This window comes from Citrobacter telavivensis (genome assembly GCF_041807075.1).
Lineage (GTDB): Bacteria > Pseudomonadota > Gammaproteobacteria > Enterobacterales > Enterobacteriaceae > Citrobacter_A > Citrobacter_A telavivensis.
On the sequence record NZ_JBGUBF010000003.1, the window covers coordinates 177,011 to 202,801 of the forward strand.

The 25,791-nt window shown below is 49.3% G+C and carries 26 protein-coding genes; 18 read left to right on the top strand and 8 right to left on the bottom strand.

Translation table 11 applies throughout. The annotated features are described in order from the left end of the window. Positions 1-12: 12 nt before the first annotated feature. The 10 genes from rfaQ to ACERJC_RS15605 all read left to right on the top strand — a co-directional run bounded on the left by rfaQ (position 13) and on the right by ACERJC_RS15605 (position 10,015). Complete coding sequence (gene rfaQ, locus ACERJC_RS15560) at positions 13-1,083, top strand: lipopolysaccharide core heptosyltransferase RfaQ (protein WP_152400645.1); 1,071 nt, start codon at positions 13-15, stop codon at positions 1,081-1,083. Continuing rightward, positions 1,080-2,204, top strand: a complete 1,125-nt coding sequence (locus ACERJC_RS15565) for a glycosyltransferase family 4 protein (protein ID WP_373672025.1) — start codon at positions 1,080-1,082, stop codon at positions 2,202-2,204. Before rfaQ ends, ACERJC_RS15565 begins: the two co-directional genes overlap by 4 nt. Next, entirely contained in the window at positions 2,197-2,994 is a 798-nt protein-coding gene (rfaP, locus tag ACERJC_RS15570) for a lipopolysaccharide core heptose(I) kinase RfaP (protein WP_373672026.1), read from the top strand. Before ACERJC_RS15565 ends, rfaP begins: the two co-directional genes overlap by 8 nt. Positions 2,995-3,017: 23 nt before the next feature. After that, positions 3,018-3,959, top strand: a complete 942-nt coding sequence (locus ACERJC_RS15575; protein WP_286631977.1) for a glycosyltransferase family 52 — start codon at positions 3,018-3,020, stop codon at positions 3,957-3,959. Positions 3,960-4,001: 42 nt separating this feature from the next. Then, positions 4,002-5,099, top strand: coding sequence for a lipopolysaccharide 1,6-galactosyltransferase (gene waaB / locus ACERJC_RS15580; protein WP_373672126.1), 1,098 nt, complete (start codon positions 4,002-4,004; stop codon positions 5,097-5,099). A 5-nt stretch (positions 5,100-5,104) separates the two neighbouring features. Continuing rightward, positions 5,105-6,118: a lipopolysaccharide 3-alpha-galactosyltransferase gene (gene waaO, locus ACERJC_RS15585; RefSeq protein WP_373672027.1), complete on the top strand. Its 1,014-nt coding sequence runs from the start codon at positions 5,105-5,107 to the stop codon at positions 6,116-6,118. Positions 6,119-6,138: 20 nt separating this feature from the next. Then, positions 6,139-7,155: a glycosyltransferase family 8 protein gene (locus tag ACERJC_RS15590; protein WP_373672028.1), complete on the top strand. Its 1,017-nt coding sequence runs from the start codon at positions 6,139-6,141 to the stop codon at positions 7,153-7,155. Between the two features lie 13 nt (positions 7,156-7,168). Continuing rightward, positions 7,169-7,867 carry a lipopolysaccharide core heptose(II) kinase RfaY gene (gene rfaY / locus ACERJC_RS15595; RefSeq protein ID WP_373672029.1) on the top strand — a complete coding sequence of 233 codons (699 nt, stop codon included), beginning with the start codon at positions 7,169-7,171 and terminating at the stop codon, positions 7,865-7,867. Positions 7,868-8,047: 180 nt separating this feature from the next. Beyond that, a complete protein-coding gene (gene waaZ / locus ACERJC_RS15600) occupies positions 8,048-8,902 on the top strand; it encodes a 3-deoxy-D-manno-oct-2-ulosonate III transferase WaaZ (protein ID WP_373672030.1) in 855 nt (284 codons plus the stop codon). A 36-nt stretch (positions 8,903-8,938) separates the two neighbouring features. Beyond that, positions 8,939-10,015, top strand: coding sequence for a glycosyltransferase family 9 protein (locus ACERJC_RS15605; RefSeq protein ID WP_373672031.1), 1,077 nt, complete (start codon positions 8,939-8,941; stop codon positions 10,013-10,015). A gap of 26 nt (positions 10,016-10,041) precedes the next feature. On the opposite strand, the gene ACERJC_RS15610 is transcribed toward ACERJC_RS15605, so the two are convergent. Genes ACERJC_RS15610 through rfaD form a run of 4 tightly spaced genes read right to left on the bottom strand, consistent with a single transcriptional unit; the run spans position 10,042 to position 14,272 of the window. Continuing rightward, positions 10,042-11,313, bottom strand: a complete 1,272-nt coding sequence (locus ACERJC_RS15610; protein ID WP_373672032.1) for an O-antigen ligase family protein — start codon at positions 11,311-11,313, stop codon at positions 10,042-10,044. 11 nt (positions 11,314-11,324) lie between these two features. Continuing rightward, entirely contained in the window at positions 11,325-12,287 is a 963-nt protein-coding gene (gene rfaC / locus ACERJC_RS15615) for a lipopolysaccharide heptosyltransferase RfaC (RefSeq protein ID WP_373672033.1), read from the bottom strand. Positions 12,288-12,290: 3 nt separating this feature from the next. Continuing rightward, positions 12,291-13,337, bottom strand: a complete 1,047-nt coding sequence (gene rfaF / locus ACERJC_RS15620) for an ADP-heptose--LPS heptosyltransferase RfaF (RefSeq protein WP_152400620.1) — start codon at positions 13,335-13,337, stop codon at positions 12,291-12,293. Positions 13,338-13,339: 2 nt separating this feature from the next. Then, entirely contained in the window at positions 13,340-14,272 is a 933-nt protein-coding gene (rfaD, locus tag ACERJC_RS15625; RefSeq protein WP_373672034.1) for an ADP-glyceromanno-heptose 6-epimerase, read from the bottom strand. Positions 14,273-14,487: 215 nt separating this feature from the next. On the opposite strand from rfaD, the gene kbl reads away from it, so the two are divergent. The 3 genes from kbl to ACERJC_RS15640 all read left to right on the top strand — a co-directional run bounded on the left by kbl (position 14,488) and on the right by ACERJC_RS15640 (position 17,990). Beyond that, entirely contained in the window at positions 14,488-15,684 is a 1,197-nt protein-coding gene (gene kbl, locus ACERJC_RS15630) for a glycine C-acetyltransferase (RefSeq protein WP_152400615.1), read from the top strand. A 9-nt stretch (positions 15,685-15,693) separates the two neighbouring features. Then, positions 15,694-16,719, top strand: a complete 1,026-nt coding sequence (tdh, locus tag ACERJC_RS15635; RefSeq protein ID WP_042323301.1) for an L-threonine 3-dehydrogenase — start codon at positions 15,694-15,696, stop codon at positions 16,717-16,719. 236 nt (positions 16,720-16,955) lie between these two features. Further along, positions 16,956-17,990: a glycosyltransferase gene (locus tag ACERJC_RS15640; RefSeq protein WP_286631964.1), complete on the top strand. Its 1,035-nt coding sequence runs from the start codon at positions 16,956-16,958 to the stop codon at positions 17,988-17,990. Here the strand turns inward: ACERJC_RS15640 and ACERJC_RS15645 are convergent. The 3 genes from ACERJC_RS15645 to gpmM are packed head-to-tail and all read right to left on the bottom strand — an operon-like array spanning position 17,977 to position 21,777. Then, positions 17,977-18,936: a divergent polysaccharide deacetylase family protein gene (locus ACERJC_RS15645; protein WP_152400611.1), complete on the bottom strand. Its 960-nt coding sequence runs from the start codon at positions 18,934-18,936 to the stop codon at positions 17,977-17,979. The two genes, ACERJC_RS15640 and ACERJC_RS15645, sit on opposite strands and share 14 nt — an antisense overlap. 3 nt (positions 18,937-18,939) lie before the next feature. Continuing rightward, positions 18,940-20,223 carry a murein hydrolase activator EnvC gene (gene envC, locus ACERJC_RS15650; protein ID WP_178827657.1) on the bottom strand — a complete coding sequence of 428 codons (1,284 nt, stop codon included), beginning with the start codon at positions 20,221-20,223 and terminating at the stop codon, positions 18,940-18,942. A 9-nt stretch (positions 20,224-20,232) separates the two neighbouring features. Beyond that, positions 20,233-21,777, bottom strand: coding sequence for a 2,3-bisphosphoglycerate-independent phosphoglycerate mutase (gpmM, locus tag ACERJC_RS15655; protein ID WP_373672035.1), 1,545 nt, complete (start codon positions 21,775-21,777; stop codon positions 20,233-20,235). A 246-nt stretch (positions 21,778-22,023) separates the two neighbouring features. Between gpmM and ACERJC_RS15660 the strand changes: the two genes are divergently transcribed. The 5 genes from ACERJC_RS15660 to cysE all read left to right on the top strand — a co-directional run bounded on the left by ACERJC_RS15660 (position 22,024) and on the right by cysE (position 25,232). Further along, complete coding sequence (locus ACERJC_RS15660) at positions 22,024-22,455, top strand: rhodanese-like domain-containing protein (protein ID WP_046492084.1); 432 nt, start codon at positions 22,024-22,026, stop codon at positions 22,453-22,455. A 76-nt stretch (positions 22,456-22,531) separates the two neighbouring features. Beyond that, the gene (grxC, locus tag ACERJC_RS15665; RefSeq protein WP_152400605.1) at positions 22,532-22,783 is read left to right on the top strand and encodes a glutaredoxin 3; all 252 of its coding nucleotides are present in this window, start codon (positions 22,532-22,534) and stop codon (positions 22,781-22,783) included. A gap of 62 nt (positions 22,784-22,845) precedes the next feature. Next, on the top strand, positions 22,846-23,313 hold the full coding sequence (secB, locus tag ACERJC_RS15670; protein WP_042323288.1) for a protein-export chaperone SecB: 468 nt from the start codon (positions 22,846-22,848) through the stop codon (positions 23,311-23,313). Then, positions 23,313-24,332, top strand: a complete 1,020-nt coding sequence (gpsA, locus tag ACERJC_RS15675) for an NAD(P)H-dependent glycerol-3-phosphate dehydrogenase (RefSeq protein ID WP_286631959.1) — start codon at positions 23,313-23,315, stop codon at positions 24,330-24,332. The genes secB and gpsA overlap by 1 nt, the downstream gene beginning before the upstream one ends. 78 nt (positions 24,333-24,410) lie before the next feature. Continuing rightward, complete coding sequence (gene cysE / locus ACERJC_RS15680; protein ID WP_152400600.1) at positions 24,411-25,232, top strand: serine O-acetyltransferase; 822 nt, start codon at positions 24,411-24,413, stop codon at positions 25,230-25,232. A 78-nt stretch (positions 25,233-25,310) separates the two neighbouring features. On the opposite strand, the gene trmL is transcribed toward cysE, so the two are convergent. After that, entirely contained in the window at positions 25,311-25,787 is a 477-nt protein-coding gene (gene trmL, locus ACERJC_RS15685) for a tRNA (uridine(34)/cytosine(34)/5-carboxymethylaminomethyluridine(34)-2'-O)-methyltransferase TrmL (RefSeq protein WP_152400598.1), read from the bottom strand. Between the last annotated feature and the right edge of the window lie 4 nt (positions 25,788-25,791).

A 25,791-nucleotide genomic window follows, 5' to 3' on the forward strand; every position in this document is an offset into this window, starting at 1 on the left:
AAAGAGTCGCGTGTGGAAAAGCCTTTTCGAAAAATTCTGGTCATCAAGATGCGTTTCCACGGGGATATGCTATTAACCACTCCCGTCATCAGTACGCTGAAGCAGAACTATCCTGACGCCAAAATCGATATGCTTCTTTACCAGGATACGATGCCTATTTTGTCGGAAAACCCCGAGATTAATGCCCTCTATGGCATCAGTAATAAGGGAACGGGGGCGGCAGAGAAAATTAAAAATACGCTTTCGTTGATTAAGACTTTACGCAACAACCAATATGATCTGGTCATCAATCTGACCGATCAGTGGATTGTGGCGCTGATTGTCCGTTTTTTACGTGCAAGAGTAAAAATATCCCAGGATTTCGCCAACCGGCAGTCTGCATTCTGGAAACAGAGTTTTACCCATCTCGTTCCCTACGCCGGTGAACACGTCGTCGAACGCACGCTGTCAGCGCTCAAACCACTGGAGCTGGAACATGTTGTTACCGAAACGACCATGAGCTATCGGCCTGAGCACTGGGAAAATATGCGTCGACAGTTGCATCAACTCGGCGTGAATCGTCAGTATGTGGTGATTCAACCCACGGCAAGGCAGTTATTTAAGTGCTGGGATAATGACAAATTTTCCCGCGTTATTGATGCTCTTGAGCGTCGCGGCTACCAGGTGGTGCTGACATCAGGTCCTTCTGCAGACGATTTAGCGTGCGTGGAAGAGATTGCGCAGGGATGTGAAACCAAACCGGTCACCGGACTGGCGGGTAAAACCCGATTCCCGGAATTAGGTGCGCTGATTGATCATGCCGCGCTTTTCATTGGCGTCGATTCAGCGCCCGGACATATTGCTGCAGCGGTCAAAACGCCGGTGATATGTCTGTTTGGTGCGACCGATCACGTCTTCTGGCGTCCCTGGACCGACAATATTATTCAGTTTTGGGCAGGGGACTATCAGGCCATGCCTAAACGATCTGAACTGGACCGTGACAAAAAATATATGTCCGTTATTCCTGCTGAGGATGTGATTGCAGCAACGGAAAAAATGTTGCCGCAGAACGCGCAAATTATCGAAATGGATGCGCCGGTATGATCGTGGCTTTTTGTTTGTATAAGTATTTTCCGTTCGGCGGATTACAACGTGACTTTATGCGCATTGCGCAGACCGTAGCCGCACGCGGTCATCAGGTCCGTATTTATACCCAATCCTGGGACGGAGAATGTCCGGCTGTTTTTGAACTCATTCGCGTACCGGTTAAATCGCGAACCAACCATGGGCGCAATGCTGAATATTACGCCTGGGTGCAGGCACATTTGCGTGAACATCCTGTTGATCGGGTCGTGGGTTTTAACAAAATGCCTGGTCTGGATGTCTATTTTGCTGCTGATGTTTGTTACGCCGAAAAGGTTGCACAGGAAAAAGGCTTTTTCTACCGCCTGACCTCTCGTTATCGCCATTATGCGGCGTTTGAACGGGCAACGTTTGAGCAGGGTAAGTCAACGCAGTTATTAATGCTGACGGATACACAGATTGCTGATTTTCAGAAGCACTATCAAACCGAAGCGGAGCGTTTTCATATTCTCCCTCCGGGTATTTACCCGGACAGAAAATACAGTGCGCAAATTCCGAATGCCCGCGAAATAGTTCGCCAGAAGAACGGTATTTCGGAGCAGCAAAACTTATTGTTGCAGGTCGGTTCTGATTTTACCCGCAAAGGGGTGGACCGCTCGATTGAAGCACTTGCTTCACTGCCGGCGGCGCTGCGGCACAATACGCTTCTGTATATTGTCGGCCAGGATAAACCGCGAAAATTTGAAGCGCTGGCGGAAAAACGCGGTGTGCGTAGCAATGTGCATTTTTTCTCAGGGCGCAATGATGTCGCGGAGTTGATGGCCGCGGCCGATTTATTGCTGCACCCGGCCTATCAGGAAGCGGCAGGAATTGTTCTGCTGGAGGCCATTACCGCAGGTCTGCCGGTGTTGACCTCTGCCGTCTGTGGCTATGCGCATTATATTGCGCAGGCTAACTGTGGTGACGTTATTGAAGAGCCCTGGCGGCAGGATGCGTTGAACGACATTTTACGTAAAGCGTTGACCCAGCCGTCATTGCGCGCCGCGTGGGCAGAAAACGCACGGCATTTCGCGGATACGCAAGATTTGTACAGTCTGCCGGAAAAGGCGGCGGACATTATTACAGGTGGTCTGGATGGTTGAATTGAAAGAACCGTTAGCCACATTATGGCGCGGTAAGGATGCGTTTGAGGAAGTCAAAACGCTGCAGGGTGAAGTCTTCAGGGAACTGGAAACCCGTCGTACGCTGCGATTTGAACTGGCGGGGAAAAGCTATTTCCTTAAATGGCATCGGGGGACTTCTCTCAAGGAAATCGTCAAAAATCTTCTCTCACTGCGGATGCCGGTTTTGGGTGCCGACAGAGAGTGGAACGCTATTCATCGCCTTCAGAATTTGGGGGTGGATACCATGTATGGCGTTGGGTTTGGTGAGAAGGGGCTCAATCCTCTGACCAAAACCTCGTTCATTATTACCGAAGATCTCACTCCGACCATCAGTCTGGAAGACTATTGTGCGGATTGGGCAACGAATCCACCGGACGTCAACGTGAAGTGGATGCTTATTGACCGCGTGGCCACGATGGTACGCAAGATGCACGCAGGCGGAATCAATCACCGTGATTGTTATATCTGCCACTTCCTACTGCATCTGCCTTTTTCAGTCAATAAAGAAGACTTAAAGATTTCGGTTATTGATCTACACAGGGCACAGATTCGTACGAAAGTTCCTCGTCGCTGGCGTGATAAAGATCTGATTGGTCTTTATTTTTCGTCGCTAAACATTGGGTTGACGCAGCGGGATATCTGGCGGTTTATGCGGGTTTATTTTTCGGCTCCCTTACGTGATATATTCCGTAATGAAGCAGACCTGTTAATCCAGGCTGAAGCAAAAGCAGAGCGAATAAAAGAACGAACACTGAGGAAAAAATTATAATTATTTAGGACGAAAGATGCTAAATGTTTCTCTTCATATGCATGACTAATTTGCAGTTGCTTATTGCAAAGGCTATTATTGAAAAGGAGCGGCTGGATAATGTTGAACTATTGTTTATTGGTGACGCCGGGAATATAAAGAATGTTTGCTATTTAAATAAAATCAAACCATTGTGTCAGCATGTTAGTCTCGAAGCCAATGCAAAAAAGACATCAACTTTCAAAACATTAAAAAGGACATTGTATGCAAAGAAAATCATGATGTCATATAAGAAAACATATGACGTCGTTTTTTTTGCGAATTTTCATGTTCCACTTATTCACCATATACTATCGATGGTTTCCTTTAATGAACTAAGAACATTCGATGATGGGACGAATAATATAAATAAAAAAAGCGTGATGTATCGAGACTCTTCAGTCTCTTTCACGTCAAAGCATTTTCGAAGACTTATGGGCAGGAAGTATCATAAGGAGGATATCCTTAAACTCGACAGAATACATTATACTTTATTTCCAGAAAAACCTAATATAATAGAAAAAAAAGAAGCGATTACATTAATTTGCTACAATAGTGAAAATTCTGGAACAAATACGGTTAAAAAAGTATTGTTGGGTACCGTCTATTCAGATGCGATTGATAATAAACACGGAGTGGTATCTTTAATACAAAAAGTGCAGAGTTTTATCGATTCCAGAAAAATAGATTACTACATTCCTCACCCGCGAGAATTATTATACCAATTTAACAACGTGGAAAATATTAACTCTGAATTAATAGCGGAAGATATTATATTAGGCTTTTTAATGCAGGGTTTTAGACTTGAGTTATATGGATTTAATACTACAGCGCAAATTAATTTAAGTAACATATCTTTCATTGAAAACTATAATTTGAAAAGTCCTTTATTAAAGGAATGCTTCAATCACCATCTTGGATTTAACTTTAGCGATGTAGAATTATAATAACGATGGCAAAAAGAGAGATCGTAATCATATATGAATGAAATGCCCGTTGAAACTGGGTTAAAAATCGCATTTATTGGTGAGGCTGTTTCCGGCTTTGGCGGAATGGAAACGGTTATCCGGGATGTTATCAATAACTTTCAGACCGAACCTTCTGCAATCCAGTGCGAAATGTTTTTCTTTTGTCGGAATGACAAAATGGATAAGGCATGGTTAAGCGATATTAACTATTCATGCTCGTTCTCCACTATCCGTCTGGGGTTTTTGCGTCGGGCAAAGCATATCCATACGTTTAGTCGCTGGTTAAAGAAAACAGAACCCGATGTTGTTATCTGTATTGATGTGCTGTCCTGCCTGTTTGCCAGTAAAGCGCGGAAGAAATCAGGCCACAATTTCACGATATTCTCCTGGCCGCATTTTTCGCTGGATCATAAAAAACATGCCGAATGTGTTAGCTCGGCTGATTATCATCTGGCAATCAGTAGCGGTATTAAACAACAGATGATTGCGCGGGGTATTGATCAAAAGAACATTACCGTTGTTTATAACCCCGTATCCAGAGAATCAGAGATTATTCCACAACCAGAAGAAGGCCAGCCCGCCGTCTTTCTGTATGTTGGAAGGATGAAGTTTGAGGGGCAAAAAAGAATTAAGGACCTGCTGGATGGATTATCCCATGCGGAAGGCGAATGGCGGTTGCATGTGGTTGGTGACGGCTCAGATTTTGAAAAATGTCAGGCCTATGGGCGAGAACTGGGGATTGACAATCGTATTACCTGGCATGGCTGGCAGGTCTCTCCCTGGGATGTTGTGCAAAACAAGATAAAGAACGTCACGGCACTGTTGCTGACATCGTCATTCGAAGGCTTCCCGATGACCCTGCTGGAAGCCATGTCGTATGGTATCCCGTGCATCAGTTCAGACTGTATGTCTGGCCCCCGGGATATGATCAAACCGGGTATTAATGGCGATTTGTATCCGCCGAGCGATCTCAAACAGTTTATCCACCTACTCAACCAAATCCTCTCTGGTCAGATGAAGTATGATAGTAATCTGATCCCTGAGACGATAGATAACTTCTATAATGAAGTCTATTTCCAACATTTAAGAAGTGCGATATTTTCCAAAATCAATAAGTGATCACTATGACGCAAAAATATTTTGAAGAAAAAGTCATTCAGAAGACTTTAGATTATAACTATGCAGAACATAGTGATGTTGATAAGTTTAATATTGCCTATGGCATTGATAAGAACTTCCTTTTTGGTTGTGGTGTTTCCATCGCGTCGATACTGATTGCCAACCCCAATACGCCGTTTGCTTTTCATGTATTTACAGATTCATTTAGCAATGAAGAACAGGCTCGATTTAATGCGCTCGCAAAGCAATACGCCACCCAAATCGTGGTGTATCTCATTGACTGCGAGCAATTGAAATCGTTACCGAGTACTAAAAACTGGTCTTACGCAACGTACTTCCGATTTATTATCGCTGACCACTTCGCGGGAAAAATGGATAAGGTACTGTATCTGGATGCAGATATTGCCTGTCAGGGAAGTGTACAAGAGTTGATTGACCTCAAGTTTGCTGAACATGAAATTGCGGCCGTGGTTGCGGAGGGTGAGTCAGAGTGGTGGACTAAGCGCTCAATCAGTCTGGCAACACCGGGACTGGTTTCTGGCTACTTTAATGCGGGTTTTTTGCTGATTAACCTCCCCGTCTGGACCGCTGAGGATATTTCCCGCAAGGCTATTGAGATGCTACGCGATCCGGATGTGGTACAGCGCATTACTCACCTGGATCAGGATGTGCTGAATATGTTGCTTGTTGGCAAGGCGCGTTTTGTCGGTAAAAAATTTAACACCCAATTCAGCATCAATTACGAGTTAAAGCATGACGTGGTCAATCCCGTGGATGTAAACACGGTATTCATTCATTATATTGGGCCGACTAAGCCCTGGCATCAATGGGGTAACTACCCTATTGCGCAGAGCTTTTTGAATGCGAAAAAATTATCACCCTGGTGTGATGTTGAATTGCTGAAACCTAAAAACAGTCATCAGTTACGTTATGCGGCAAAGCATATGTTTAATCAGAAGCAGTACTTCGCTGGCTTGATTGATTATGCACTTTATTTTAAAAGTAAAATTGTTAAATAAAAATAATTATAGGTGACGCAGTGGACTCTTTTCCGGAAATAGAGATAGCAGAATATAAAGTTTTTGATGAGCGCTATGATAATAATGGTAACACATTAAATATCTCTTATGGAATCGATGAGAACTATCTTGATGGTGTCGGGGTGTCTATTACCTCGGTGTTAATTCATAATGATATTAATGTTGATTTTCATATCATCTGTGACAAATACACAAAAAGTTTCGTTGATAAGATTGGGGTGCTGGCGCAAGAACATAAGATTAAAATTTCATTATATCTTATCAATGTCAAATGCCTTGAGATATTGCCGAAAACGCAGGTCTGGTCAAGAGCTATGTACTTCCGACTTTTCGCTTTTGATTATCTGTATCATAAACTGGATAAATTATTGTATCTTGATGCAGATGTCATCTGCAAAGGTCCTCTGGATCTTCTTCTGACCCTTGACCTTAATGATAATGTCGCCGCAGTAGTAAAAGACGTTGACTCTATTCAGTCCAGGGTAAATGAAAGACTCCCCTCGTTTAATCTTCAGGGACGATATTTTAATTCCGGTGTTGTTTTTATAAACCTCCGGGAATGGGCTAAAAATCGATTAACTGAAAAAGCATTATCCCTGCTAACGGGTAAAGACGGGAGTGCAACATTTTTTAAATATCCCGATCAGGATGTCCTGAATATATTGCTGCGTGATAAAGTTTATTTTTTACCTCGTGAATATAATACAATATATACCATTAAAAGCGAGTTAAGCGATAAAACACATGAGAAGTATTTAGATATAATCCATGCTGATACTAAGTTGATTCACTTTACAGGTGCGACGAAGCCCTGGCATGCCTGGGCAAGTTACCCTTCTGTAATTTATTATACCAATGCTTTCATTAAGTCACCGTGGAAAGATGTTCCTGCCAAAGATGCGCGAACGCTGGTTGAATATAAAAAAAGATATAAACACCTTTTGGTCCAAAAACATTATCTGCGTGGAATGATTGCGGGGGCTGCATACCTCTATCGTAAATTTTTAGCAAAATGATACCTTTATACTTATGATCACTGAAACAAAAATTAAAAACTATACTGTATTCGTAAAACAAGGTGGTGAAAAATACATTGATATTTTCAATGATTTTTTAACACATAATCTTAAGGTACTAAAAGTCTTTCGTAGTATTGAGGATACCAAGGTCGTGTTAATCGATACTGACCATGGAAAATATATTCTGAAAGTATTTCACCCTAAAGTAAAAAATACTGAGCGATTTTTTAAATCACTGGTAAAAGGGGATTACTACGAAAAGCTTTTTTATCAGACCGATCGCGTTCGACAGGAAGGTTTTGATGCGTTAAATGACTTTTATCTACTTGCCGAAGTGAAGACCCTGCGCTATGTGCATACTTACATAATGATTATTGAGTATATCGAGGGTGTTGAACTGGTTGACTTGCCCGTCATTTCTTCTGATGTGAAAGAGAAGATAAAACAGTCCATTCAAGGGTTACATCAGCATGGTATGGTCTCAGGCGATCCACATAAAGGTAACTTCATATTACAAAATGAAGAGATAAGAATCATCGATCTGTCCGGGAAAAGACCTTCACGACAGCGAATGGCAAAAGATCGTATTGATTTAGAACGTCACTATGGTATTGAAAATAACAAAAAAGACCTCGGTTTTTATCTCCTGGTGTATAAGAAAAAGTGGCGGAACTTTCTGCGCCGTCTAAAAGGTAAAAGTGTGCGCTAAGTTTCAATGTGAATATTTAGAACGTTGCATTTGGTCGTTCTAAATGCAAGAATGGATTTGTGTATTTTGTGAGCAAATCTGTTCATTCTATTTTGTTCATCCTCGCTAAAGATAAACCATGAACACTTTCCTCAAAGATTCATCGTGATTTAAGTTGCATGACAAGCCTACAGGTTTCATATGAGTAATGTTAAGTTTATAACTCGAGCAGGTGTTCAGCAACTTATTGCCAGCAGAACATCTGATAACGCGATCATTTTCTTATCGGGACCCACCTCCCGAGGGACTCCGCTTTCTCTTTTGCAGAACAATGATGTCATTACCGTTAACGGCGCAGCGGAATACTTGCTCAGTAATAGTATTACTCCCTTCATTTATGTCTTAACAGATGCACGTTTTTTGCTACAAAGACGCCATGATTTTTATCAATTCAGCCGGGCGAGTAAATTCACTATCGTCAATATGGATGTTTATGAAGCCGCTACGGAAGATGATAAGAAATATATGCGTGCTCATTGTTTTATTTTACGTGCATTTTATAAGCGTGAAAAAGGCGGTTTGTTCAAGAAGCTGAAACTGGAAATGCTTTCAAAATGGAATAAAAAGTTACTGATTCGAGTGCCCGTTTCTAAACGTAAAAGACTGGTTGGATTTAGTAAGGATATCAGCTTAGGTTACTGCTCATGCCATACCGTGGCGTATACGGCGATGCAGATTGCGTATTCATTAGGTTATGACAACACGATTTGCTCCGGGTTAGATATCACCGGGAGTTGCGCGCGTTTTTATGATGAAAGCCGTAACCCGATGCCTTCTGAATTGAGCAAGGATTTAGTCAAAATTCTGCCGTTTTTCCAGTTTATGTGTGAGAATGTTGATGACTTTAGTATCTACAATCTGTCTGACGATACCGCAATTAGCTACGATATAATTCCTTATATCAAGGCAACGGACGTCGCAACCTTGTCATCCAAACTGCGCTTCATGAACAACGCGCACGATCTTCACGATCGTGCCGATTCTTATGTCAGTTAGTGTTAACCTTTTATTTATTGTAGTGTGGTAACTCGCATGGGTTTAGGTGCTTTTCATAAGAAAAAAAGATACTGCATTAATAAACTTAAGATTAATTTTTTGTCTTTTTTCCTCACCCGGAAAAAGAATAATAAAATTAATGCAGATAATATTCAGACCTGCTTGCTAATCCATGATAACAACAAGTTAGGCGATTTGATTGTTTTGAGTTCGCTGTATCGCGAACTGTCTAATCGTGGTGTCAAATTGTCAATTTTAACCACCGCAACGGGAAAAGCATTTCTTTCCGGTAATAGCAGAATACATCAATTTTATATTAAAAAATCAAATGCCATCAGTGATGTACTGGCATTACGTAAACAACTTTCCGGCGAGTCTTTCGACATCGTACTTGACCCTTTTGAAACCATGCCCTCCTTTGGCCATAGTGTGTTGTTGTCTGGTGTCAGACACTCGTACATCCTGGGTTTTGATAAGTGGTATAAACGTTACTATACCGTTTATCATCCGCATGATGAGATGTTAACGGCACATATGTGTACGCGGGCAGGTGAGATACTGCGTCATTTTTATGGCGATGAGCGTAATGAATTTGATGTCAGTTATGATTTACCCCTGCCGGAGTCGGTTGAAAAGGACGTTCAGAAATTTGTTGGCGCCTCAAAAATAGTTATTATCAATGCGTTGGGCGCAAAAAAAATCTGTCGATTATCCGATGAGCAGATTAGTACGATTTATTCGCATCTTTGCGAACATTACCCGGAATACAGGATTATCTTTACCGGCCTGGCCGAAGATATTCGGTCTATTCCACTACCGGGTATTGAATCACTCCCCTTTAAGGAATTCATTTATACCGTCGCCCTGACAAAATTCAGTCAGTACGTGATCTCAGTAGATACCGCACTGGTCCATATTGCATCGGCATATGAAATTCCCACGCTCGCACTTTATCCGAATGCGCGACAAGAGACCTACCCCTCACATCTTATCTGGGCACCGAATAACTGCAATGCCTTACAGGTGATCTCTCCGACGTATACGGTGAAGGATATTAGCCTGGAGGTTCTGGCTGAATCGGTAGAAGATTTGCTGTCAACGCGTCAGAAGTGAGGGAATAGCCACTTCTGACGGTCAACTTATTGTGGCGCGATATCGCCGTGCTGGCGGTTTTTCTTGAGGAAGAGCATTAAAACGATCGCGGTTATTAAGATGATGGGCACACTGCGAGACCAGAGAATAACATCACTGAGTCCAGTCCCGACGATCGCTAACGTTAGCGCAAAGAGTCCCAGCGAACGGTGGTAATAGACCGTAAAGAACAACGCGACATAGAATAACAGCGTCGACAGTACCCCAGCGATCCCTTTCAGTGAAGCGGCTTCGATAAACTCGTTGTGTAAGTGGACATTCGAAAACTCCAGCGCGCCTTGCAGATATTTATTTTCATTTGCGAGTTCGGTCATCCGCTGAGCCCGTGTATCGGCCGATCTTGCCGCAAGCGGAGCCTCTTTAAAGATGTCGAAGCCAATTTCATACATCGCCAGTCGCGCGCCCAGGGAACTCTTGCTATTGCCCTGGCTATAGCGCGTCAGATCCGAGACGCCTTCGTGGTAGCGGTTATAAATCGGCTTGCTAAACAGGGCAACCAGTACAACCAGCGCGATGAAAAAGCCAATCACTGAAAAGAAGAGTTTCTTCGGCGACTTGATATACCCGGCAACCAACGACAGCGCACATATCACCGGGAAGATCAGCAGCGCGGAGCGCGTCTGGGTGAGCGCCAGGGCATAGAATATCACGATGGCGTTCAGTAAAAATAATACCGGGTGTTTTCGTTGGGTGTAGAGAATCGAAATACCGCTGACAATGCCGACAAACATAATGGAGTAGGCTGCACCGGTAGCAGAACCTATTCCAAAATGAATACGTGGCACTCCTGTAAGGACTTTTATGTAATACGCATATCCCGCGATAAAAAATGACAGTGAATACAGGATATAAAGCGGTAATTCTTTCTTAAAGCGAATTCTGGACGTCAGTGCCAGCAGGGTAAGAAAAGCGCCAAAAAGAAAGATCTTCGCGGTGTTCAGGTAACTGTGGTACGTCGCGCGAAAGGGAGAATGATCAACCTTAAAGGCAGAATACCAGGCAACGTCCAGCGCGCCGATGATAAAAATAGCGAGCGGCAGCAACCAGTACTGTACTGAATAGCTTTCAGGTTTACCGCGCAACAGTAGCGCCAACAGACCCAGTATCGCGGTGACATTATAGAGCTTCATGCTCAGTGTATTATCAAACAGCGCAACAATCAGCGTGACGGTGCAGAGCAAATAGGTTGTTATTTCCAGCGCTGAAGACGTCTTCGTGGCGTAGTGACGCCACGGACTTATAAGACTCAAGGTTGGCATTCATTTACCTTTTATAATAATGATGTGAGCTCGTCGCGGACGGAATCAGCGCTTAGCGTTGCTAATTGATTTCCTGGCGCGCGACACGCCACCTGGTTCTTCCCATAACCACCAATGAGTCCCGGATCCGTAGGACCGTACAACGTGATATTGGGGCGATCGAGTGCAGCGGTCAGATGGCTTAACCCCGTATCGACTGAAACGACAAATTTTGCCCCAGCCAGCACTCGAGCGACACCTTCCAGCGTCATTCGCGGTAATACCTCAACGTGAGCGAATCCTTCCGATAACCTCTTCGCCCGTGCTTCTTCATGAGGCGCACCCCAGGGCAATTTAATGCTTATCCCACTGTCAGCCAACAAACCGATTAACGCTCGCCAGTTCGACTCCGGCCAGTGTTTATCATCGCGCGTAGTGGCATGCAAAAATACCGCATAGGGCTGTTCATCCGTATTTCCGAAGGTAAGGAAATGCTGTGCGATGGCGTAATCGCCCTGCGACATCGGTTTCTGATAGCCCAGGCTTTTCGCGAACAGTTCACGCGTACGCTCTACGGCATGCTGTTGTCTGGCGATGTGATGGCGGCGATTATAGAACAGACTGGCCAGCGGTTCACGCGCGGTTTGCCAGTCCATGCCGTGTTTTGTTCCATGCGCCAGACGCGTGACCAGCGCCGCGCTTTTCACCAGCCCCTGAGCGTCGATGATCGCGTCATAGCGTTCGGCCTGTACGGCGTCACGAAAGGCTTTGCGCTCCGCTTTAATCGGTGCGAAAAACCAGGCTTTACGCCAGCGGCGAATCGCCACAGGGATGACGCGGTTCACCGCGGCATGCCAGGACGGTATCTGCGCAAATCCTTCTTCAACCACCCAGTCAAACTGAATATCCGGGATGGCCTGTTGTGCATCCGTGAGTGCCGGCAGCGTATGTAGCACATCACCCATTGAGGATGTTTTGACGATCAGAACCCGCATTCGTCAGGCTTCCTCTTGCAGTAACAGGCTGTTGAGTTCTTCCAGTACGCGCGCAGGCGTAATGTCGATCAGGCTCTGATGATAGCCCTCGGCGGCATCGCCTTTACGCACTTTGTGATAGCCCGTAATCAGGCGAATCACGCGCGCTTTATGTGACAGTGGAGGGGTGAAATCCGGGCTGCTTGGTCCATAGAGGGCGACCAGCGGACGGTTCAGCGCCGCGGCGACGTGCATCAGGCCGGAATCATTGGTGACAACGGCCTTACACGCGCCAATCAATATGACCGCCTGTTCCAGTTGTGTTTCACCTGCCAGATTACGGCACCAGGCCTGCTGTTCGTCACTTAACGTTGCCTGAATTTCGTTTCCGGCCTCATGATCTTTCGCCGAGCCAAACAGCACAATCTGATAGCCTTCATCGATGAGCTGTTTTGCCAGCTCTGCATAGTGGTAGTGCGGCCAGCGTTTTGCCGGACCGAACTCTGCACCGGGGCAAAAGCCGATCATTGGACGTTCGTCAGAAAGCGAAAACGCGCTGCAGGTTAACGACTTCTCGCCTTCGCTCACCTGGAGTTGCGGCCATAGCAGCGGCTGCGGCAGATCTTTTGCCGTGCGCATCACGCCTTTGTCGTAGGCCAGCGCGACATAGCGTTCGACCATTAAGGGCCATGCGTCTTTATCCAGTACGCGCGCGTCGTTAAGCAGGCCGTAGCGCATTTCGCCGCGCCAACCCGTACGATGAGGGATACCGGCAAAGAAAGGAATCAGTGCGGATTTAAACGAATTGGGCAGTACATACGCACGGTCGTAGCGTTTTTCACGCAGGCTGTGACCGAGTTTGCGACGTTCGCCCAGTTCCAGCGCCCCATGTCCAAGCGGCATTGGAATCGCCTCGTTGACTTCCGGCATCCGTGATAACAGCGGACGGCACCATGCCGGTGCCATCACGTCGATTACCGCCTGGGGATAGCGCGCCTTGAGCGTGCGATAGAGACTTTGCGACATCATCATGTCGCCCACCCATGACGGGCCTACCACCAAAATTTTCATACTTACGCGTCGCGGTTCAGCCAGACCATATATTCCGTTACGCCTTCGGCAACGGTCTTGAAGGGCTTATCGTAGCCCGCAGCGCGCAGGTTGGTCAGATCGGCCTGAGTAAATGCCTGGTAACGACCTTTCAGTTTTTCCGGGAATGGAATGTACTCAAGCTCGCTTTTCTTATGGTACGCCAGTGCAGCATCGGCTACGGCCTGGAAGGATTCTGCACGGCCAGTGCCCAGGTTAAAGATGCCGGAGACGCCATTTTCCCAGAACCACAGGTTAACGTCAGCTACGTCGCCGACATACACGAAGTCGCGCTTGAAGTTTTCACTACCTTCGAACAGCTTCGGCGTTTCACCATTGTTGAGCTGCGTATTGAGATGGAAAGCCACGCTTGCCATGCTGCCTTTATGGCCTTCACGCGGTCCGTAGACGTTGAAGTAACGGAAACCCACGATCTGTGAATTGGCCTCTGGCAGGATCTGACGCACGTACTCGTCAAACAGGAACTTTGAGTAGCCGTAGACGTTCAGTGGCTTCTCATATTCGCGGGATTCAATGAAGTCAGAAGTACGACCGCCATAGGTGGCCGCAGAAGAGGCATACAGGAACGGAATTTCGCGCTCCAGGCAGTAGTGTAGCAGCTCTTTGGAGTACTGATAGTTGTTATCCATCATGTACTTACCGTCCCACTCGGTGGTGGAAGAGCAGGCACCTTCGTGGAAAATCGCTTCGATCTCGCCGAACTCTTCACCCGCCATAATCTGGATTAAGAAATCTTCTTTATCCATGTAGTCGGCAATGTTCAGATCCACCAGGTTAACAAATTTGGTGCCGTCTTTCAGGTTGTCCACCACCAGAATATCGGTGATGCCTTTATCATTCAGGGACTTAACGATGTTGCTGCCGATAAAGCCCGCGCCGCCGGTAACGATGATCATAACTGTAACCTATGAATTATGGAGTCAGAGACTATCTCAGACACGAATATCTCTTATCATATCACTACATAGCGTTGGCTTCAGCCATTCACCGAATGGTCGTGTGGGTACGCGTGATTTATCCTGCATTTTAAAGAAGTGATAATGCGTCATCTCGTATCAGCGACCAGGGTTAGGTAAGATGTGCTGAAATTTGCCCAGTCTGGAGAATCGCAATGCGTGGGGATTTTTACAAACAGTTAACTAACGATCTGCAAACCGCCCGTGCGGAAGGATTGTTTAAAGAAGAGCGCATTATCACATCTGCTCAGCAGGCAGATATCACTGTGGCGGATGGTAGCCACGTCATTAACTTCTGCGCCAACAACTACCTGGGGCTGGCGAACCATCCGGAGCTGATTGCCGCGGCGAAAGCCGGTATGGACTCTCACGGATTTGGGATGGCGTCGGTGCGCTTTATCTGTGGCACTCAGGACAGCCATAAACAGCTGGAACAAAAACTGGCTGCATTCCTCGGCATGGAAGATGCCATTCTTTACTCCTCCTGTTTCGATGCCAATGGCGGTCTGTTCGAAACGCTGCTGGGTGCTGAAGATGCGATTATCTCTGACGCGCTGAACCATGCCTCTATCATTGACGGCGTGCGACTGTGTAAAGCGAAGCGCTTGCGTTATGCCAACAACGATATGCAGGAACTGGAAGCTCGTCTGCAAGAGGCGCGCGATGCCGGGGCTCGTCATGTGCTGATTGCCACCGACGGCGTGTTCTCAATGGATGGTGTGATAGCCAACCTGAAGGGCGTGTGCGATCTGGCAGATAAATACAACGCGCTGGTGATGGTCGATGACTCCCATGCGGTAGGGTTTGTTGGTGAGAACGGTCGTGGTTCCCACGAATATTGCGATGTGATGGGCCGTGTGGACATCATCACCGGGACGTTGGGTAAAGCGCTTGGCGGGGCTTCTGGTGGCTATACTGCCGCGCGCAAAGAGGTCGTTGAGTGGCTGCGTCAGCGCTCTCGCCCCTATCTGTTCTCCAACTCGCTGGCCCCGGCGATTGTCGCTGCTTCCATCAAAGTGCTGGAGATGGTCGAGTCTGGCGGCGAATTGCGCGATCGCCTGTGGGCAAACGCGCGCCAGTTCCGCGAGCAAATGTCTGCCGCCGGGTTCACTCTGGCTGGTGCCGATCACGCGATTATCCCGGTAATGCTGGGCGACGCGGTGATTGCACAAGAATTTGCCCGCGAGCTGCAAAAAGAGGGTATTTACGTCACAGGATTCTTCTATCCGGTTGTTCCGAAAGGTCAGGCGCGCATTCGTACTCAGATGTCTGCGGCGCACACCCCGGAACAAATCACCCGCGCGGTGGAAGCCTTCACCCGCATTGGTAAACAACTGGGCGTTATTGCCTGAGGATGTGAGATGAAAGCGTTATCCAAACTGAAAGCGGAAGAGGGCATCTGGATGACCGACGTTCCGGAACCGGAAGTTGGCCACAACGATCTGCTGATTAAAATCCGTAAAACAGCCATCTGCGGCACTGACGTTCACATCTATAACTGGGATGAGTGGTCGCAAAAAACCATCCCGGTTCCTATGGTTGTCGGCCATGAGTACGTTGGCGAAGTGGTCGGTATCGGTCAGGAAGTGAAAGGCTTTAAGATCGGCGACCGCGTATCTGGCGAAGGTCACATCACCTGCGGACACTGCCGTAACTGTCGTGGCGGACGTACCCACCTGTGTCGTAATACCACGGGTGTAGGCGTGAACCGTCCGGGCTGTTTCGCAGAATATCTGGTGATCCCGGCGTTCAACGCGTTCAAAATTCCGGACAATATCTCGGATGATCTGGCCTCCATCTTTGACCCGTTTGGCAATGCGGTGCACACGGCGCTGTCGTTCGATCTGGTCGGCGAAGACGTGCTGGTGTCGGGTGCCGGTCCGATTGGCATCATGGCGGCTGCGGTTGCGAAGCACGTGGGCGCACGCAACGTGGTGATCACCGACGTTAACGAGTACCGTCTTGAACTGGCGCGTAAGATGGGTATCACCCGCGCGGTTAACGTGTCAAAAGAGAGCCTGAGCGAGGTGATGGAAGAACTGGGCATGACCGAAGGGTTTGACGTCGGCCTGGAGATGTCCGGTGCGCCGCCAGCCTTCCGCGCGATGCTGGACACCATGAACCACGGTGGCCGGATTGCCATGCTGGGCATTCCTCCCTCAGACATGTCTATCGACTGGACGAAAGTGATCTTTAAAGGGCTGTTCATTAAAGGCATTTACGGTCGCGAGATGTTCGAAACCTGGTACAAAATGGCTGCGCTGATACAGTCTGGCCTGGATCTGTCGCCCATTATCACCCATCGCTTCTCGATTGATGAGTTCCAGAAAGGCTTTGATGCAATGCGCTCAGGCCAGTCCGGGAAAGTCATTCTCAGTTGGAATTAATCAGAAAAGGCCGGAATGTCCGGCCTTATTTCCTGAGGAATATCTGGAAAGCTGTAAAGAATTGTCATTGTCATAAATAATTCGTAATCACGTCGTAGTCTTATATTGCTGTTTACCTGATGCCTCTACGCTGAAGTCTCCTGGAGCCTTTACAAATATTATTTTCAGCCTTAATCGTTTCTTAATACAAAGGCTGTAAAAAGGCAGATAACTTCAAAGGTATTCGGTAATTTATTATGATGAACAGTACAAACAGACTCAGTGTTATTATCCCGTTATATAATGCGGGTAATGATTTTAAAGCCTGCATGGAATCTCTCATCGCGCAAACGTGGACTGCCCTGGAAATTATTATTGTTAATGATGGGTCAACGGATAATTCTGTTGATATAGCAAAGTATTACGCCGAAAACTATCCCCATGTACGACTGCTGCACCAGGCGAACGCCGGGGCTTCGGTTGCCCGCAACCGGGGGATGGACGTTGCCACCGGCAAGTATATCGCGTTTGTCGATGCGGATGACCTCGTCTATCCGCACATGTACGAAACGCTGATGACGATGGCGCTGGAAGACGATCTGGATGTTGCGCAGTGCAACGCCGACTGGAGCGAGCGGGATACCGGCGTGACCTGGCAATCCATTCCAACCGACCGTATTCGCTCAACCGGCGTATTAACCGGTCCGGACTGGTTGCGTATGGCGCTCTCTTCCCGCCGCTGGACTCACGTGGTGTGGATGGGTGTTTACCGTCGGGATGTGATTGAAAAGAATAACATCCGCTTTATTCCCGGATTACATCATCAGGATATTGTGTGGACCACGGAGTTTATGTTTAACGCGCTGCGTGCCCGTTATACCGAAGAATCTTTGTATAAGTATTTTCTGCATAATAATTCTGTCAGCCGACTGAAACGTCAGGGTAATAAAAATCTGAACTATCAGCGGCATTACATTAAGATTACCCGCTTATTAGAGAAGCTGAACCGGAATTATGCCGACCGGATTACGATCTATCCTGAATTTCATCAACAAATAACGTATGAAGCATTGCGTGTTTGTCATTCCGTGCGCAAAGAGCCGGATACGTTGACGCGTCAGCGAATGATTGCCGAGATTTTTACCTCGGGGATGTATAAACGTATGGTGATGAACGTACGTAGCGCTAAAGTCGCGTATCAGACGTTACTGTGGTCAGTACGATTGTACCAATGGCGCGACAAAACGCGTTCGCACCATCGTACCGCGCGTAAAGCGCTTAACCTGGGTTAGCGGTGTTGTCGCGGGGCGATTTTCCCCAACCCTGCCACTGATTCTGGAACCAGTTCACCAGCGTACTCTGGCTGATGCTTTCGCTTAACACGCTGAAGAATCGACTGGTGTAGACCGGTTCTAACGGTTTCTTCGGTTTACACAACTTCACGCCGCGGAACGGATTTCGCGGGGCATCATTGGTTTTCGGCGGTGTCAGATTCGGCGTGGAGGTATCCACCTGCGGCTCATTGAGCAGGCTGCTCGGGCGCACAAGGGTGATGTCGGCTGGCAGGTTATACACCATTTGCTGTAACACACGCACCGTCGACGGATGAGGATGGCCTATTGCGATGGCAGAACCATTGCGGCGAGCCAGATCAATCGCGCGGGTAAACTGGCGGCGAATGTCTCCTTCGTTTTGCGTGTCATCGAGAAACACTTTCCGCTTAATCACCTTCACGCCGGTCCCGGATGCGGCACGCATCGCCTGACTGTTGCCGATGGTCATACTGTCGAGAAAATAGAGATCGTAGCGTTCCAGCGCCTGCATCACTTTCTGCATACCAAACAGGCTGGAGGTCATTGCGCTGCCCATGTGGTTGTTGAGCCCCACCGCGTAAGGCACTTTACCAACCGCCTCGCGGATGATTCGTTCAATTTCGTCGCTGCTCATCTCCGGGCGCAGCGTGTCCTTCTCCAGCGGCTGTTTACTCAGCGGCGCCATCGGCAGATGGATCAGCACTTCATGACCGCTGTTGTGCGCTTTGGTCGCCATTTCGCGCGCATGAGGCGCATTCGGCAAAACGGCAACGGAGATCGGGGCCGGCATCGCCAGAACCTGATTTTCGTAATGTGGACGATAGCCAAAATCGTCAATGACGATGGCGAGTTTGCCAGCAAAAACAGGGGATGCGAATGCCAGCAGGCTGGCGAATGAAAGAACGGTACGGCGAAATTGAGGCAAAACTTATCTTCCCAACCACGGTTGTGGATTGACGGCCTGACCCTGGCGACGAATTTCGAAATAGAGCGACGGTCGGCCCTGACCACCGCTGCTACCTACCAGCGCAATTGGCTGACCGGCGCGAACCTGCGTACCGACGCTGACCAGCGCGCTCTGGTTGTAGCCATAAAGACTCATATCGCCCTTGCCGTGTTCAACGACGACAACCAACCCATACCCTTGCAGCCAGTCCGCCAGAATGACACGACCATCGGCAATGGCTTTCACTTCGGTGCCTTCAGACGCACCGATAACCATCCCTTTCCAACGTAGCTCACCTTGTAGCTGTTCGCCATAGCGATGCAGCGTGGGACCACGAACCGGCCAGAATGCCTGACCGCGTGGCGAACCCAGTCCGCCGGTACGCGACATCAGCGATTTCTCACTGTCAGTGGGCTTGTAAGTGGTGCCTTTGCGGGTAGCCTCTTTCTGGCGATTACGTACCGCTTCCGCCTCGCGTGCTTCGCGTTCGGCGCGTGCTTTGGCGGCCGCCTCGGCTCGGGCAATGCTATTGCGCAAACGGGATTCGTTGGCGCGCAGTTCACTGAGCTGTTGCTGACCCTGCTGAATAGAGGACTCCAGCCCGGCAAGGGTTTTCTTACGTTCGTTACGCGCCTGCTCAAGCTTCGCCTGCTGGGCGCGCTGTTCATACAGTAGGGTCTGTTGCTGACTCTGCTTCTCTTCCAGTTCAGCACGCTGGGCGGCGACCGCTTCGCGAGTCTGCTTCAGCTCGTTGATCGTCTCCTGGCGCGCCTGGTTCAGATAACCGAAGTAGGCCTGCAAACGTTGGCCGCGCTGACTCTCTTCACCGCTGAGGATAAGCTGAATGCCGGTGTGTTCACCCTGGCGAAACGCCGCGTCCAGTTGCGCGGCAAGGCTGCGCTCCTGATTGGCTTTCTGCCGTTCCAGCTTCGCGATAGACGCATTCATTTCATCGATTTGCTTGTTCAGTTGCGCGAGGGTGTTTTGCGTTTCACGTAACTGGCGTGCGGCGGCGGAGATGGCCTCTTCCTGCGCCTTCAGTTGCGCAAGCAGGCCTGAACGCTGCTGCTGCTGTTGACGTACCGCACGTTCTTTGGCGGCGATATCCGCCTGAATGGATTTAAGCTGATCGCGGTCATCCGCGTGGGCGGAAAAGGCGCACAACAATACGCCAGCGCTCACCACGCTGGCGTAAATCAGGGGCCTGACTGAAAACCGTCTTGGCTTCATGGCCCCATTTTTGCTATTTATCGTCTTTCCCCTCATGGGGACGGATTATTCCACGATGAACAGCGGCTTACCAGTCATCTCTTGCGGGATTTCCATGCCCATCAGCGTCAACATGGTTGGGGCGATATCGGAAAGTTTGCCGCCTTCCACCGCTTTCACATTTTTGTTGCCGACATAAATCAGCGGTACCGGCAGGTTAGTGTGCGCGGTATGCGCCTGACCGGTTGCCGGATCGCGCATCTGCTCGGCGTTGCCGTGGTCAGCGGTGATCAGCAGTTGACCGCCAACGGACTCAACCGCTTTCGTCACCTGCTCAACACAGTGATCCAGCGCTTCAACCGCTTTAACTGCCGCTTCCATCACACCCGTGTGACCGACCATGTCGCCGTTCGGGTAGTTACAGATGATGGTGTCGTATTTTCCGCTCTCGATAGCCGCAACCAGTTTTTCGGTTAACTCTGCAGAGCTCATTTCCGGCTGCAGATCGTAGGTCGCCACTTTCGGTGAGTTGATCAGGATGCGGTCTTCACCGGTGAACGGTTCTTCGACGCCGCCGTTGAAGAAGAAGGTGACGTGGGCGTATTTTTCGGTTTCGGAGATACGCAACTGCGTTTTATCGTTCTTCGCCATCCACTCGCCAAACGTGTTTGCCAGCGAAGCCGGTGGATAAGCAACGGCCGTTTTGATGTCGGCAGCGTATTCGGTCAGCATGACGAAATTCAGGTTAACCACTTTCTTACGTGCGAAGCCGTCGAAGTCAGCGTTAACAAAGGCACGGGTGATTTCACGCGCGCGGTCAGCACGGAAGTTCATGAAAATCAGGGTATCACCGTCTTCCATGGCGGCGTCAGCCTGACCTTCCGCGCGGATCACGGTCGCTTTCACGAACTCATCGTTTTCATCGCGGGCGTAGGCAGCCTGCAACCCTTCAACGGCGGTATTGGCCTGGAATTCACCTTGTGCCAGCGTCATCAGGTCATACGCTTTTTCCACGCGATCCCAACGGTTGTCACGGTCCATGGCGTAGTAACGACCCACGATGGAGGCAACGCGACCTTTGCCCAGCTCGGCAAATTTCTCTTCAAATTTTCTCAGGGAGGACTCTGCGCTGCGCGGCGGCGTATCGCGACCGTCGAGGAAAGCGTGCAGATAGATTTTTTCTGCGCCACGTTCTGCTGCCAGTTCAACCATCGCCATGATGTGATCTTCGTGGCTGTGGACGCCGCCAGCAGAGAGCAGGCCCATAATGTGCACGGCTTTACCGGCATTTTTCGCCTGGTCAACAGCCGCGGTCAGCGTTGAGTTAGCAAAGAAAGTACGTTCTTTAATTTCAACGTCCAGACGGGTCAGGTCCTGATACACGATGCGGCCCGCACCCAGGTTAACGTGACCGACTTCGGAGTTACCCATCTGACGATCGGGCAGGCCGACTTCCAGGCCGGAAGCATCGATCAGGGTATGCGGGCGTTTTGCCCACAGCGCGTCCATTACCGGGGTTTTGGCATTAAAAATGGCGTTGTCCTGGCTCTCTTCACGGTAGCCATAGCCATCCAGAATCACCAGTACCATAGGTTTTTTAGAAACCGACATTGCGAAACCTCACACTCAAGAGACAAAATAATTGCGTAATTTTACTACAGCTGAATCGATAAAATAGCCTCAGAAGATCAAAGAATGGGGCAGGGCAGTTCCTGGATGGCATGGATTTGCGCTTTTTTTTCCGTAGTGCCCCGCAAAAATGCAATCCATTGCACGCGCTGGCTGTATTTGCGCCAACGCGCAGGTATACTCCTGTCCTGGTTTTTTTAATCACTGAGTCGGGAGTTGTTACCCCCCATGCAAGAAATTATGCAATTTGTTAGTCGCCATCCCATACTGAGTATCGCCTGGATTGCGTTACTGGTGGCGGTTTTGTTCACCACGTTTAAAGGCCTGACGTCGAAAGTAAAGGTTATCACTCGGGGTGAAGCCACGCGTCTTATCAACAAAGAAGACGCCGTTATCGTGGATTTACGTCAGCGTGATGATTTCCGCAAAGGCCATATCGCGGGTTCAATTAACCTGCTGCCAAGCGAAATCAAAGCGAACAACGTGGGCGAGCTGGAAAAGCACAAAGACAAACCGGTTATCGTGGTCGATGGTTCCGGCATGCAGTGCCAGGAAGCGGCAAACGCGCTGCTCAAAGCGGGCTTTGAGAAAGTGTCTGTGCTGAAAGAAGGCGTCGCGGGCTGGAGTGGCGAGAACTTGCCGCTGGTTCGCGGTAAGTAATTTACCCGTCGTCTTTCACGGGGCAGGGCTGCCTGCAATATGAAATCCCCAGGGTAAAATAAAATTGGAGATAAGTATGGCCAACATCGAGATCTACACCAAAGCAACCTGCCCGTTTTGCCATCGTGCGAAAGCGTTGTTGAGCAGCAAGGGTGTGAGCTTCCAGGAACTTCCGATCGACGGCGATGCCGTAAAGCGTGAAGAGATGATCAAGCGCAGTGGTCGTACGACGGTTCCGCAGATTTTTATTGATGCACAGCACATTGGTGGCTGTGACGACTTGTATGCGTTGGATGCGCGTGGTGGACTTGATCCCCTGCTGAGCTAACGCTGGGCCATGTTATTGGCATCAAGCGGTATTTAAGGACAACACTAAAGGGTTTTCTACACATGTCAGAACAAAACAACACCGAAATGGCTTTCCAGATCCAGCGTATTTACACCAAAGATGTCTCTTTTGAAGCGCCAAATGCGCCGCATGTTTTCCAGAAAGATTGGCAGCCAGAGGTTAAACTTGATCTGGATACGGCATCTACCCAACTGGCAGACGACGTATACGAAGTGGTGCTGCGTGTTACCGTAACGGCTTCCCTGGGTGAAGAAACGGCGTTCCTGTGCGAAGTTCAGCAAGGCGGTATCTTCTCTATCAGCGGAATCGAAGGCACCCAGATGGCGCATTGCCTGGGCGCATACTGCCCGAACATCCTGTTCCCGTATGCCCGCGAATGCATCACCAGCCTGGTTTCACGTGGTACATTCCCGCAACTGAACCTTGCGCCGGTTAACTTTGATGCGCTGTTCATGAACTATTTACAGCAGCAGTCTGGCGAAGGTACTGAAGAACATCAGGATGCCTGATGAACCAAAGTAATGCTTCAATGACTGTGATCGGTGCCGGCTCGTACGGCACCGCTCTTGCCATCACTCTGGCAAGAAATGGCCACCAGGTTGTCCTGTGGGGCCACGATCCTAAACATATCGCGACCCTTGAGCACGATCGCTGCAATGTCGCGTTCCTCCCGGATGTGCCTTTTCCCGATACGCTGCGCCTCGAAAGTGACTTAGCCACTGCGCTGGCGGCCAGTCGCGATATTCTGGTGGTAGTGCCAAGCCATGTCTTTGGCGACGTGCTACGCCAGATTAAACCACTGCTGCGTCCTGACGCGCGTCTGGTATGGGCGACCAAAGGGCTGGAAGCGGAAACGGGACGCCTGTTGCAGGACGTTGCCCGTGAAGCGCTGGGCGATCAAATCCCGCTGGCGGTAATTTCCGGCCCGACGTTCGCAAAAGAACTGGCGGCAGGAATGCCGACGGCTATCTCTCTGGCCTCTACTGACGACACCTTTGCTGACGATTTGCAGCAACTGCTGCACTGTGGCAAGAGCTTCCGTGTTTACAGCAACCCGGATTTCATCGGCGTCCAGTTGGGTGGTGCGGTGAAGAACGTGATTGCGATTGGCGCGGGAATGTCTGATGGCATTGGTTTTGGTGCTAATGCTCGTACCGCACTGATTACTCGCGGTTTGGCGGAAATGTCACGTCTGGGCACGGCGCTGGGTGCCGATCCGGCAACCTTTATGGGGATGGCCGGATTAGGCGATCTGGTGCTGACCTGTACCGACAACCAGTCGCGAAACCGTCGTTTTGGCATGATGCTCGGTCAGGGCATGGATGTACAAGGCGCGCAGGACAAGATTGGACAGGTGGTTGAAGGCTACCGCAATACGAAAGAAGTTCGCGAGTTGGCGCACCGTTTTGGTGTCGAAATGCCAATAACCGAGGAAATTTATCAAGTATTATATTGCGGAAAAAACGCGCGCGAGGCAGCATTGACTTTATTAGGTCGTGCACGCAAGGATGAGCGTAGCAGCCACTAGTCTCATGGATCCGTTTTTAAAAACGACCCGGCCCGCGAAGAACGGGCCGGTCGTTAGCCTCATTACCTGGAGCCCGCAATGCCGTGTGAAGAACTGGATATCGTCTGGAAAAATATAAAAGCCGAAGCCCGCGCTCTGGCAGATTGTGAGCCTATGCTGGCCAGTTTTTACCACGCAACGCTACTCAAGCATGAGAATCTGGGCAGTGCGCTGAGCTACATGCTGGCGAACAAACTGGCATCGCCCATTATGCCCGCTATTGCAATTCGTGAAGTGGTCGAAGAAGCGTACGCGGCAGACCCGGAAATGATCGCCTCGGCAGCCTGTGATATTCAGGCAGTGCGCACGCGTGACCCGGCGGTCGATAAATACTCCACCCCGCTTTTGTACCTGAAAGGTTTTCATGCCTTGCAGGCCTACCGCATTGGTCACTGGCTATGGAATGAAGGCCGTCGCGCACTGGCAATCTTCCTGCAAAACCAGGTCTCCGTGACGTTCCAGGTGGATATTCACCCGGCGGCGAAAATTGGCCGTGGGATCATGCTTGACCATGCCACCGGCATCGTGGTCGGTGAGACGGCGGTGATCGAAGATGACGTGTCGATCCTGCAATCGGTCACCCTCGGCGGTACTGGTAAAACCAGCGGCGATCGCCATCCTAAAATTCGTGAAGGTGTGATGATTGGCGCGGGGGCGAAGATCCTCGGCAATATCGAAGTCGGGCGTGGGGCGAAAATTGGTGCTGGTTCCGTGGTGTTACAGCCCGTTCCGCCGCACACCACCGCCGCTGGCGTTCCGGCGCGCATCGTCGGCAAGCCAGACAGCGATAAGCCGTCAATGGATATGGATCAGCACTTCAACGGGATTCACCATACTTTCGAATACGGCGACGGTATCTGACCTCATGCCCGGTGGCGCTGTGCTTACCGGGCCTATAAAACCGTAGGTCGGATAAGGCGACAGCCGCCATCCGACAATTCAAAGTGTGCGCAATACGGCGCCAGGATATCCCAACTGGCGCCACGCCTCATACACCACCACCGACACCGCATTTGACAGGTTCATACTGCGACTGTCCGGCATCATCGGAATACGGATTTTTTGTTCAGCGGGCAAAGCATCGAGAATGCTGGCTGGCAGGCCGCGCGTTTCCGGACCAAACATCAGGTAATCGCCATCCTGATAGCTCACCGCGCTGTGCGCCGGCGTTCCTTTCGTGGTGAGGGCAAACAGGCGCTGCGGATTTTCTGCGCCGACAAAGGCGTCATAATCGTGGTGGCGCTGGACGGCAGCGAACTCGTGATAATCCAGACCGGCGCGGCGCAGGCGCTTGTCGTCCCAGGTAAAGCCCATCGGCTCAATGATATGCAGACGAAAACCGGTATTGGCGCAAAGGCGAATAATATTGCCCGTGTTCGGCGGGATTTCTGGTTCAAATAAAACGATGTTAAGCATACTG